The sequence below is a fragment of the Veillonella parvula genome, assembly GCF_018378075.1.
Lineage (GTDB): Bacteria > Bacillota > Negativicutes > Veillonellales > Veillonellaceae > Veillonella > Veillonella parvula_K.
On the sequence record NZ_JAGZYE010000001.1, the window covers coordinates 252,180 to 264,425 of the forward strand.

The following is a 12,246-nucleotide window of genomic DNA, read 5'->3' on the forward strand; positions in this document are numbered from 1 at the left end:
TTATGAAAAGTATGACCGGTTTTGGTTCGGGCACAGCAACCAAAGATGGTATTACCTGTACTGTAGAAATTAAGTCCGTAAATGCACGCTTCTTGGATTTATTTATTCGTAGTCCAAAACAAATGAATCCTTTTGAAAGTATTATTCGTAGAATGATACAAGATCGTATTACTCGTGGTAAGGTTGAGGTATCTGTTTCTATTCAAGATGCAGGAGAGCGACCTAAAACTTTCACCATTAATAGTGTATTGAGAAAACAAATACAAGAGTTATTGGTACAAGAGGAGTTCTATGATGACCCCAAAAAAGTACCATTACAAGCTGTGAATTCGATTTCTAACGAATGGATTCAACAACAAGATACACCAATTGCTGAAGAGGTACTTTCAGATATTGTAAAAGAAGCAACTACTCAAGCATTAGATGCTTTAATAGCAATGCGAACTGCGGAAGGTCAACATATCAATCAGGATTTATTAGAACGTATCGGAACACTTGAATATATAATTACTAAAATAGACACTAATAAAGCTGGTGCTGTAGAAGCATATCGGGAGCATATAAAAACTAAGATTCAGGAATATTTAATTTCTTTAGAAGCGAGTATTAGTGAAGATCGTTTTATACAAGAAATTGCTCTATTAGCTGATAAGACGGATATTACGGAAGAGATTGTCCGATTTACCTCTCATGTGGTACAATTAAAAAATACACTTGCAGATACAAATTCAATCGGTCGTAAGATTGATTTTATTTTGCAAGAAATGAATCGTGAGGTAAATACAATCGGCTCCAAAGCAATGGATTCGATTATTACTGAGTTTGTGGTTCAACTTAAATGTGAGTTAGAGAAAATTAGAGAACAAGTACAGAATGTAGAGTAATAGGAGGTCTATGAATGAGTATTCAATTACTGAATATAGGCTTTGGTAATATGGTATCTGCTAACCGTGTTATGGCTATTATTAGTCCTGAATCCGCCCCTATAAAGCGGATGGTTCAAGATGCTAGAGATAAGGGATTGCTCATTGATGCCACATATGGTCGTAAGACACGTGCTGTATTAGTTATGGATAGTGGTCAAATTGTATTATCTGCAATTCAACCTGAAACCGTAGCACATCGACTTGTGCAACATGATGTGGATGTAGATACAGTGGAATCATAGGAGTGCATATGTCAGACAGAGGATTATTAATCGTTATATCCGGGCCATCTGGCGCAGGTAAAGGTACGATTTGTGCGAATATTCGTAAAGAAATGCCTAATTTAGTTTATTCCGTTTCTATGACAACCCGTGCTCCACGTGTGGGTGAAAGGGAAGGAATTAACTATTTCTTCCGCTCTAAAGAGGAATTTGAGTCTTTGCTTAGTGAAGACGCATTCTTAGAATATGCTAAGGTATATGATAATTACTATGGTACTCCAAAACAGCATGTAATGGATTTATTAGATGATGGGAAAAGTGTACTATTAGAAATCGATATTCAAGGCGCTATGCAGGTTAAGGAACGTTTTAGCGATGCTGTATTTATTTACATTGTACCGCCGTCACTATCGGAGTTATCTGAACGTTTACATAATCGTGGCACAGATGCTAAAGAAGTCATTGATAAACGATTGTCATTGGCTTGTTCAGAATTAGCCTTAGCTCATCGTTATGACTATATCGTCGTAAATGATGATTTAGCAGAGGCTTCTTTAAAGGTTGCCTCTATCTTGCGAGCTGAGTCTTGTAAGATTAGTCGTAATAAAGAGCAAATTCAATATATTTATAAACAATATCAAGAGTCTAAGGAGAAGTGATAGTATGATGGTAAAACCTCCATTAAAAAAATTGGAAAGCCAAGTAGATAGCAAATATACATTGGTGACTTTAGCGGCTAAACGCGCTCGCGAATTAACAGATGGTGAACCTTGCTTAGCAGAATCTACACATGCGACTGACAAGCCTGTATCTTTGGCATTTTATGAAATTGCTGAAGGTGAAGTGACATATAAACGCACTAAAGAAGGCATTAAATAAAAAATCAATTCCTTGTATCAATGATACAAGGAATTTTTAAAAGGAGAAGAACATGCGCGGAAAACATATCATTGTCGCAGTATCTGCAGGTATTGCAGCGTATAAGGCAATTGAAGTGGTAAGCAGACTTCGTAAAAAAGGGGCTGAAGTAAAGGTTGTAATGACACAAAATGCAACGCATATTGCGTCACCTTTAACGTTTGGTGAAATTAGTGGACATCCTGTAGCTTTAGACATGTTTGAACAAGTTCATCAGTGGGATGTAGAACATATTGCACTGGCCACTTGGGCAGATGCATATGTAGTTGTGCCTGCAACAGCAAATGTGATCGGAAAAATTTATGCAGGCATTGCTGATGATATGTTAACTACAACAATTATGGCCACCACAGCACCTAAGTACCTTTGTCCTGCTATGAATACAGAAATGTATAATAATCTTATTACTCAACGCAATTTAGAAGGATTACGTTCTTTGGGCTACCATATTATGGACCCTGCAGAAGGTTGGTTAGCTTGTGGCATCACTGGTGTAGGACGTTTACCGGAGCCCGAAGCAATTGTGGATTGGCTAGAAGCTAAAATGTGCAGCACCAATGAGCTTGAAGGTACTACTATACTTGTTACAGCTGGCGGAACACAGGAGAGTATTGATCCTGTTCGGTATATTGGAAATCGTTCTAGCGGTAAGATGGGGTATGCCATTGCAGAACAGGCTGCACGCATGGGGGCTAAGGTGATATTAGTAAGTGCTCCCACATCCTTGCCTATACCAAATGGCGTAGACTTTATTTCTGTAGATTCCGCGGTATCTATGCAGGAGGCTGTTGAAGCTCGTTATAATGATGTTAATGTAGTTATTATGGCTGCCGCTGTTTCTGACTTTAGAGTCCTTCATAAAGCAGAGCAAAAAATAAAAAAAATGGAGTCTATGACCATAGAACTTGTAAAAAATCCAGATATTCTACAAGGGTTGGGCTCTAAAAAAAGTCATCAAATTCTTGTTGGTTTTGCGGCAGAAACAGAACATGTAATCAAGTATGGTCATGATAAAGTGGCTAAAAAAAATCTAGATATGCTTGTAGCCAATGATGTAAGCAAATCGAATGCAGGTTTTAATGTAGATACGAATGAAGGCTATTTTTTATATCCTGATAAAGAGCCTAAAGAAATGCCTAATATGAAAAAATCTGACCTTGCTCGACATATCCTTAGAGAAGTTATTGATTTAGTAGCAAACAGAGCTGATATAAATTAATTCTTGTGTGTGTTGTTTTAAAAAGGGTGTGTTTTTCTTACATGTTTGCTATACAAAAAGCATATTTAGACGGCTCATTAGGAAAAGGAAAATGGAGTAATAATATTATCGCCGGATTGGTCGTAGGGGTTGTGGCTCTGCCTTTAGCAATGGCCTTTGCTATTGCTAGTGGAGTTACACCGCAAGCGGGCATTTATACGGCAATCATTGCAGGTATATTTGTATCCTTGTTTGGTGGCTCCCCTGTTCAGATTGCGGGCCCTACAGGGGCATTTATCGTTCTATTGAGCAGTATCGTTGTCAATTATGGCTTTGAAGGTTTACAAATTGCGACCATGATGGCAGGAGTTATTCTGGTTTTAATGAGTGTTGCAAAGTTAGGGACAGTCATTCGGTTTATACCCACACCTGTTATTATGGGTTTTACAGCGGGTATTGGTGTTACAATTTGGGTGGGGCAATGGCCATATTTCTTTGGATTTCCACCGTTGCCTTATATGGCTCATTTCCATGAAAAATTATGGGCTATGATTCAGTCCTTACCATACTCTGACTTACCTACATTGGGGATTGCGATCTTAAGCTTAAGTCTACTGTTAGTTTTACCTAGAATCCCATATATTAATAAAGTTCCAGCTCCCATTGTAGCTATGATTGTTGCTACGGTTATTCAAGCCATCTACCAATTTCCTACGGTTTTAACCATTGGTAGTGCATTTGGTGGCATACCTCAAGGTTTGCCAGAATTTTCTGTACCAAAATTGAGTTTTGATAAAATCTTATCCTTAATCGGGCCGGCTTTTACAATTGCCATGCTAGGCGCTATTGAATCCTTATTGTCTGCAGTTGTTGCTGATGGTATGAGTGGAACCAAGCATGAATCTAATACTGAATTATTTGGACAAGGATTAGCTAATATATTTGCGCCATTGTTTGGTGGAATTGCATCAACCGGTGCTATTGCGCGAACTGCCACAAATATTCGTCAAGGTGGTAATTCTCCGGTGGCAGGTATTGTTCATGCCATTACATTAGGTGCCATTCTTTTATTTTTAGCCCCATATGCAGTGTATATTCCGTTGGCATCTATGGCAGCCATATTATTTGTAGTAGCCTACAATATGAGTGATGTACCACGTTTTATACGAATGCTTGTTCTCGCACCTCGTCCAGATCAAATAATATTATTGCTTACCTTTTTCCTGACTATTTTTACGGATTTAGTAGTAGCTGTAAATGTAGGTGTAGTACTTGCAGTGTTGCAGTTTATGCGTAAAATGGTTAATACAATTGATGTGCATGAAGCAAGTAGTGCCGAATTATCAGCTCAGATTAGGCATGAGATTACAATCCATCCAGAAATAATGGTATACACTGTAGATGGCCCATTATTCTTTGGCGCTATAAGTGCATTTGATAGAGCGTTAAACTCTATACATAAAGATCCTAAATATTTAATCATTCGTTTTGTAAAAGTACCATTTGTAGATTTAACGGGTTTACGTATTTTACGAGGTATTATTGAAGAACTTCAAAAAAGAGGCATAGAAGTTTTGCTTAGTGATGTGAGTTACGATATACGTAGAGAGATGTATAAATCTGATTTCTTGGATATTCTGGGCCGTCATCATATGTATCGTCAGTTTGAAAGTGCCCTTCATAAGGCCGAACATGATTTAGCTTTAAAAGAGGCAAGAGAGGTATAATAATGACTTGCTTTCTCACTGTAAATACACTATAATATTTTTGTAACTCATCAAGAGTAGTGGAGGGATAGGCCCTGTGAAGCTACAGCAACCATTCCAAGCGGAAAAGGTGCTAATTCCTATGACAAATGTCGTTAGATGGGAGGGTCTCTCATGAGTGCATGAGAGACTTTTTTTCGTATTAGGAGGATAAAATGGCTGAAAAACATATGTTTTTTACTTCTGAATCTGTTACTGAAGGCCATCCAGATAAAATAGCTGACCAAATTTCTGATGCTGTTTTGGATGCGATTATTGAAAAGGATCCAACTGCTCGTGTGGCTTGTGAAACTTTAGTTACTACTGGTTTAGTTCATGTAGTAGGTGAAATTTCTACTCATACATATGTTGATATTCCTCGCATCGTACGTGATACAATTCGTGAAATTGGTTATACTCGTGCAAAATTTGGTTTTGATTGTGATACTTGTGGTGTACTTGTATCCATCGATGAACAATCTGCGGATATCGCCATGGGCGTTGATGAAGCACTTGAATCAAAAGATGGCAATGGTGAAGTGCTTGATAAAATCGGTGCTGGTGACCAAGGTATGATGTTTGGCTATGCATCTAATGAAACACCTGAACTCATGCCTTTGCCAATTTCCTTGGCACATCGTTTATCTCGTCGACTTACAGAAGTTCGTAAGGATGGGACTTTAACTTACTTACGTCCAGACGGTAAAACTCAAGTTACTGTAGAATATGTTGATGGTAAACCTAAGCGCATTGATACAATTGTTATTTCTACGCAACATAGCCCTGAAGTGACCCAAGAACAAATTAAAGCCGATTTGAAGCGTTATGTAATTGACGCAGCGTTGCCTGCTGAATTCGTTGATGAAAATACTAAATACTTCATCAATCCAACTGGTCGTTTCGTAATTGGAGGCCCTCATGGTGATGCTGGTTTAACTGGCCGTAAAATTATTGTAGATACATACGGTGGTATGGCCCGTCATGGTGGCGGTGCATTTTCTGGTAAGGATCCATCCAAAGTGGACCGTTCTGCAGCATACGCAGCACGTTATGTAGCTAAAAATGTTGTAGCAGCAGGTCTTGCTGATAAATGTGAAGTGCAAGTTGCTTATGCAATTGGGGTTGCTCATCCTGTATCTATTTTAGTTGATACTTTTGGTACAGGTCGCATAGAGGAAACAAAAATTCAAGAGCTTGTTAAAAAACATTTCGACCTTCGTCCAGCAGGAATCATTGAAATGCTTGATTTGTTAAAGCCTCATTATCGCAAAACTGCAGCGTATGGTCACTTTGGTAGAACTGATGTGGATTTACCTTGGGAACGTACAGATAAAGCACAAATTCTAAAAGAAGAAGCTGGCTTATAATACAAAAGGTCTTGGTAGAATTTCTACTGAGACCTTTTATAATAAACGAAAGGAAATAATGTATGCGCGTAGCACAAGTTATAATTAACAGACCAGCCAAACAACTTCATAAACCTTTGAGCTATTTAATGCCTGAAAAGTTTGGTAATGTTTTACCTGGTACGCGCGTACTCATTCCTTTAGGACATAGTCGTGAAGAAGGCATTCTTATTGGTTACGACGAGTTAGTTGAGCCACCAGAGTTCACTTTACGAAATATTGTGCAAGTATTAGATAGTGAACCTTGGTTTACACCGGAAATGATGGATACGGCCCGTCGTCTAAATGAGTATTATTTATTCTCTTATGGCGATGCATTGCGATTGTTTACAGTGAATAAGACATTAAAATCTTACGAGGCACCAAAGGAAGAATGGTTAGTAGTTATGCCAGAATTTTCGGTGGCACAATTTAGTGAACGGAAAAAGAAACAACGAGAATTAGCAAAATACTTACTTGAAGTGGGCGGAGCATCTAAGGCATTACTGCTAGCTAAAGGCTATTCTCGTATGGTCATTAAACAAGTGAGTGAAGCTAAAGGTATTGTCGTTGAAGCTCGTTTTAAAGCCACAAAAACAACATTTGATGAGCTTTTAACAGAAGAAGTTAATATTCCTCTTACTGAAGCTCAACAAGCTGTATATGGACCAATACAAGCTGCAATGAATAGCCATGAACATAAAACCTTTTTACTTCATGGTGTCACTGGTAGTGGTAAGACTCAATTATATTTACGTGCTACAGCAAAATGTATTAGTCAGGATAAGACGGCTATTATTTTAGTACCTGAAATTATATTGACTGATCAAATTGTGAGACGATTTGTAGAAACTTTTGGTGACGAAGTCGTAGTATTTCATAGTAAATTGACGGTACAACAACGGAACAATAATTGGGAGCGTTTGCGCCGTAAGGATAGTCACATTATTATTGGCGCTCGTTCTGCCGTATTTGCGCCAGCTGAGGATATCGGCCTTATTGTGGTCGATGAAGAACATGATCCATCTTATAAACAAGAGGATATGGTTCGGTATCATGCACGTAACGTGGCATTGTGGCGTGCTGAGGCACATGGTTGTCCCGTTATTTTAGGTTCTGCTACACCATCTGTTACTTCGTATTATAAAGCTAAGCAAGGGGAGTATCATTTACTAGAGTTGCCAAATCGCATTTTTGAGCAACCTATGCCGAAGGTTACTATAGTAGATATGAAGGAAGAAATTCTTCATGGAAATTACTCCGTTTTTTCTGATGCCATGAGTCGCTTAATTCAACATACATTGGATGAGCATAATCAAATGATTATTCTGTTAAATAGACGCGGTTATAGTACTTTTGTTATGTGCCGGGATTGTGGGGAAACTATTATGTGTCCTCATTGTGATGTAGCTATGGTTTATCACCAAGCTGGTGAAGAATTGCGTTGTCATTATTGTGAACATCATGAACCAATTCCAACTGTTTGTCCCAAATGTAATAGTAAGAGGATTAAGTTTTTTGGTTCAGGCACACAAAAGGTAGAGGAAGAGTTACGTCGTCACTTTAAATCGGCCCGCATTGCTCGTCTTGATCAAGATGTGACAAAAAAAAAGCAATTAGCAGAAGATATTTTACATGACTTTGGGGCTCATAAATATGATATTTTGTTGGGAACACAAATGGTATCTAAAGGTCATGACTTTAAAGATGTAACAGCTGTTGGTATTTTAACAGCCGATTCAGTTTTGAATATTCCTGTTTATACAGCTTCAGAACGAACTTTTGATTTACTTACTCAAACCTCTGGACGTGCCGGTAGGGGTGAAAAACCGGGTAGCGTTGTAATACAAACATATAATCCTTTAAATTATGCTATAATAAAGAGTAAGGCTCATGATTATATAGGCTTTTACAATGAAGAAATTAAAAATCGTAAAGCTTTAGGATATCCTCCATTTCGCGAAATGATTCATATGGTAGTGCGTCATCAAGATATGAAAATATTAGAGTCTATAGCAAATCGTATTGTCGATGACTTGGAGTCTTATAAAGGAAATCAGGATATTTTGATTAATGGTCCTTATGAAGCGCCTATAAAAAAAGTGCGCGATATGTATCGTTTAGCTATTATGATTCGCGGTACAGATTTAACAAATTTGAAAGAATATATATATAACTCATGGATTTTCACGCAAGAAGGACTGCTGATTGACGTGGATCCCGTGTAGTGTAGGAGTATCAATGGCTGTTTTAGATGTTGTGAAAGCAGGTCATCCCGTTTTAAAACAAGTGGCGGAACCTGTAGAACATGTTAATAAAAAACTTAGAGTCCTTATCGATGATATGGCTGAAACTATGTATAAGACTGAAGGAGTTGGTCTTGCAGCACCTCAAGTGGCTGTAGCTAAACGTATTATCGTTGTAGATGACCAATCTGGTAGTGGTCTTATTGCGCTAATTAACCCTGAAATCACTCATGCTGAAGGTTCTCAAGTTGGACCTGAAGGATGCTTAAGTGTGCCAGGATATTTCGGAGATGTGGAACGATTTAATAAAGTCACCGTTAAAGGTATTGATCCACATAATAAGAAGGTAACTATAAAAGCTGAAGGTTTTTTGGCGCGTATTTTCCAACATGAAATTGATCACTTGGAAGGTCATTTGTTTATTGAAAAAGCAACTAACTTACGATTAATTACTGATCATCCAGAGGAGAAAGAAATTGTCTGATAATAAACAATTACGCATCGTTTTTATGGGGACACCAGACTTTTCTGTGCCTACCTTAGAGGCTTTGATTCAAGCTGGTCATTCTATTGTCGGTGTGTATTGCCAGCCTGATAAACAAAAAGGGCGTGGTAAACAAGTTCAAATGCCCCCTGTAAAAGTAGCTGCTTTAGAGCATGACTTGCCTGTATATCAACCAGTCACTTTGCGTGATGAACAAGTGAGAGCCGAATTAGAAGCATTACAACCAGATGTAGTGATTGTTATTGCGTATGGTAAAATTTTACCTCCTTGGCTTATTCGATTGCCGCAATATGGTTGTATTAATGTTCATGCCTCTATTTTACCTAGTTATAGAGGCGCTGCGCCAATTCACTATGCAATTCTTAATGGAGACTCTAAAACGGGTGTTACCATAATGCATATGGATGATGGACTTGATACAGGTGATATCATCGACATTGTGGAGACAGATATTTTACCCGGTGAAACGACAGGACAGTTATTTGAACGTATAGCTGTACTGGGGGGTGAAACTATAGTACCTGTATTAACTCGTTGGGTTAATGGAGAAATTGTGGCTACACCACAAGATGATACAATGGCTACACATACTACTAAGATTACAAAGGAAATGGGGCAGATCGACTGGTCTAAGCCGGCTAATGAAATTGCAAACCTTATTAGAGGACTTAATCCAGCACCTGGATGTTATACATATCTCGATGGAAAACGTTTAAAAGTATGGTCTGGAGAAGTGGTTCCCAGTGATACGACTCACTGTTTGATAGATATTCATGGAAAACATGTACCAATTGCTATATCAGCCACAACTGTGCCTGGTACAATCGTATCTAAAATAGCCGGTTTAGGTGTATTTTGTGGTGATGGAAATATAATTCTATTAACAGAAGTCCAACCAGAAAATAAAAAACACATTTCTGCAATTGATTTTATAAATGGTCATCAAATAAAGGAAGGTATCGTTTTTGGGGACTCAATATAAGCAGTACGAAACGTATCCGTTATACTTGATTTTATCAACTATTACATGTGCTTTGCTCACAGCAGTACTAGCCTTTCTAATGTATATATTAGAACCAGGACTTTTACAATTGCATCCATTTGCATCAATTATAAGTAGTGTAGTTATATCTATACTTATTGCTATTATATGGATTTTGTGCTTATCTTTAATTGTTGCTAGCACAGGTATTATACGGTTACATCCTATTGTTTTAAGACTAGCCAATCAGTTTATTTATGGATTATTTCCATTAACTTTGGCGATTGGTAAGGTGAGAGGGGTTACTAAGGATCAACTCCGCCAGTCTATGATTGATTTAATCAATCATTTAGTAATGCTAGATATGTATACGGTAGATCCAGAACGTATATTATTATTAACTCCTCACTGTTTACAAGAAAGTTCGTGTGTTCATAAGGTTACACATGATGTATATAATTGTAAGCAGTGTGGGCGATGCCAGGTTGGTAATTTGTTGCAAGTGGCTAAGGACTATGGTTGTCAATTTATAGTTGTCACTGGAGGCACCTTAGCGCGGATGAAGGTAAAGGAAGCACGCCCAAAAGCTATTGTAGCAATAGCTTGCGAACGAGATTTAGCAAGTGGAATGGCTGATGTATTTCCCATCCCAGTTATTGGGGTATTAAATGAACGTCCTAATGGGCCATGTTGTAATACAACAGTCGATTCTGAACGTGTTCGAGCAGTAGTAGAACAATTGATTGGTAGGAATAGTAATGATAGAGGTAAAGACTAATCAACAACAAAATATTCGATTGCTCGCTGTAAAAGCATTGAGTGAAATTAATCGCAATGGTGCTTATGCAAATATAAAGTTGCAAGAGTATTTACAGAAATATCATCTATCCGATTTAGATCGAAGATTCTTTACTGAACTTGTGTATGGGGTCATTCGTAGAAAAAATTACTTGGATGCTATTATTGTTCACTTTGCAAAGCGACCCTTAAAGAAACTATCTTCTATGGTTGTGGAAATCCTTAGACTTGGTATTTATCAAATTATCTATATGGATAAGGTTCCTGAAAGTGCGGCTGTTAACGAATCTGTTAAACTCGCCAAAAAGCTAACTAGAGGTTTATCTGGTTTTGTAAATGCTGTTTTGCGTTCGGTTTTACGTGAAAGTGATAGCATTTCTATCGGTGAACTAGCTAAGTCCGAAGCTGAAGAAATTTCCTTTATCTACAATCAACCATTATGGCTTGTCAACTTATGGATAAAAGAAATGGGAAAAGATAAGACCGTAGATCTTTGTTCTTGGTTTAATGAACAACCTCGTTTGACGGCTCGCATAAATACAGTGAAAGTATCTATTGAGGATTGTTTAAAAGAATTAGAAGATTTAGATTGGATTGTAGAACAGGATACATATATTCCTGAAGTAGTTTATATTGATGGACATCAAGGTCATTTAGAAAAAGCTAAACCTGTTTTAGAAGGTCATATTACTTTTATGGATAAAGCATCTATGTTAGTAGCCCATGTGGTAGATCCTCAACCAGGAGAGCTTATCTTAGACTGTTGTGCTGCACCAGGTGGCAAGTCTATGCATATGGCAAGTCTTATGAATAATACAGGAGCTATTATGAGTTGTGATATTTACGACCATAAATTAGAACTGATTAATCAAAATGCTGAGCGATTAGGTGTATCTATTATTTCTACTAAGCTTCAAGATGGTCGTTATCTTCCTGATAATTGGAAAGAACAATTTGATCGCGTCTTAGTTGATGCTCCTTGTTCTGGTCTAGGTATATTACAAAAGAAATTAGACATGCGTTGGCGTAAAACAGAGTCTTTACTTATTGAGTTGCCGCCGTTACAACTTGAAATATTAGAAAAAGCTTCTGAAATGGTTAAGGTTAATGGATATTTAGTATATTCCACATGTACTATGAATAGTGGTGAAAATGAAGCTGTTCTAAATAAATTCTTGGCAATTCATAAGAACTTTATCATCGATCCTGTATCATATAAAGGGGCACCACAAGCTATAGATGGTATGATTACAACCTATCCACCGCGAGATCATATGGATGGTTTCTTTATGGCTCGCATGAAACGCTTATCATAATATAAG

The 12,246-nt window shown here is 37.7% G+C and carries 12 protein-coding genes and 1 riboswitch; all 12 genes read left to right on the forward strand.

From position 1 onward, the window contains the following. The first annotated feature begins 2 nt into the window (after positions 1-2). The 12 genes from KH286_RS01195 to rsmB all read left to right on the forward strand — a co-directional run bounded on the left by KH286_RS01195 (position 3) and on the right by rsmB (position 12,240). Positions 3-884: a YicC/YloC family endoribonuclease gene (locus tag KH286_RS01195; RefSeq protein WP_278471504.1), complete on the forward strand. Its 882-nt coding sequence runs from the start codon at positions 3-5 to the stop codon at positions 882-884. Positions 885-898: 14 nt separating this feature from the next. Next, positions 899-1,168 (forward strand): extracellular matrix/biofilm regulator RemA, encoded by a 270-nt coding sequence (remA, locus tag KH286_RS01200; RefSeq protein ID WP_004695657.1) that lies wholly within the window; start codon positions 899-901, stop codon positions 1,166-1,168. Between the two features lie 8 nt (positions 1,169-1,176). Further along, positions 1,177-1,806 (forward strand): guanylate kinase, encoded by a 630-nt coding sequence (gene gmk, locus KH286_RS01205; protein ID WP_101928236.1) that lies wholly within the window; start codon positions 1,177-1,179, stop codon positions 1,804-1,806. Between the two features lie 4 nt (positions 1,807-1,810). Further along, on the forward strand, positions 1,811-2,026 hold the full coding sequence (gene rpoZ, locus KH286_RS01210) for a DNA-directed RNA polymerase subunit omega (protein ID WP_004695660.1): 216 nt from the start codon (positions 1,811-1,813) through the stop codon (positions 2,024-2,026). Positions 2,027-2,078: 52 nt separating this feature from the next. Further along, positions 2,079-3,284, forward strand: a complete 1,206-nt coding sequence (gene coaBC, locus KH286_RS01215; protein WP_278471509.1) for a bifunctional phosphopantothenoylcysteine decarboxylase/phosphopantothenate--cysteine ligase CoaBC — start codon at positions 2,079-2,081, stop codon at positions 3,282-3,284. A gap of 41 nt (positions 3,285-3,325) precedes the next feature. Beyond that, positions 3,326-4,990 (forward strand): SulP family inorganic anion transporter, encoded by a 1,665-nt coding sequence (locus KH286_RS01220; RefSeq protein WP_060919763.1) that lies wholly within the window; start codon positions 3,326-3,328, stop codon positions 4,988-4,990. A gap of 44 nt (positions 4,991-5,034) precedes the next feature. After that, positions 5,035-5,135: riboswitch (SAM riboswitch) on the forward strand. A gap of 49 nt (positions 5,136-5,184) precedes the next feature. Next, the gene (gene metK, locus KH286_RS01225) at positions 5,185-6,375 is read left to right on the forward strand and encodes a methionine adenosyltransferase (protein ID WP_004695665.1); all 1,191 of its coding nucleotides are present in this window, start codon (positions 5,185-5,187) and stop codon (positions 6,373-6,375) included. 62 nt (positions 6,376-6,437) lie between these two features. Next, positions 6,438-8,621, forward strand: a complete 2,184-nt coding sequence (priA, locus tag KH286_RS01230) for a replication restart helicase PriA (RefSeq protein ID WP_278471512.1) — start codon at positions 6,438-6,440, stop codon at positions 8,619-8,621. 13 nt (positions 8,622-8,634) lie between these two features. After that, positions 8,635-9,123 (forward strand): peptide deformylase, encoded by a 489-nt coding sequence (gene def / locus KH286_RS01235; RefSeq protein WP_012864309.1) that lies wholly within the window; start codon positions 8,635-8,637, stop codon positions 9,121-9,123. Continuing rightward, the gene (fmt, locus tag KH286_RS01240) at positions 9,116-10,126 is read left to right on the forward strand and encodes a methionyl-tRNA formyltransferase (protein WP_278471514.1); all 1,011 of its coding nucleotides are present in this window, start codon (positions 9,116-9,118) and stop codon (positions 10,124-10,126) included. Before def ends, fmt begins: the two co-directional genes overlap by 8 nt. Continuing rightward, positions 10,110-10,904 carry a DUF116 domain-containing protein gene (locus tag KH286_RS01245; protein ID WP_004695673.1) on the forward strand — a complete coding sequence of 265 codons (795 nt, stop codon included), beginning with the start codon at positions 10,110-10,112 and terminating at the stop codon, positions 10,902-10,904. Before fmt ends, KH286_RS01245 begins: the two co-directional genes overlap by 17 nt. Continuing rightward, the gene (gene rsmB, locus KH286_RS01250) at positions 10,885-12,240 is read left to right on the forward strand and encodes a 16S rRNA (cytosine(967)-C(5))-methyltransferase RsmB (RefSeq protein WP_004695675.1); all 1,356 of its coding nucleotides are present in this window, start codon (positions 10,885-10,887) and stop codon (positions 12,238-12,240) included. The genes KH286_RS01245 and rsmB overlap by 20 nt, the downstream gene beginning before the upstream one ends. The last annotated feature ends 6 nt before the right edge of the window (positions 12,241-12,246 follow it).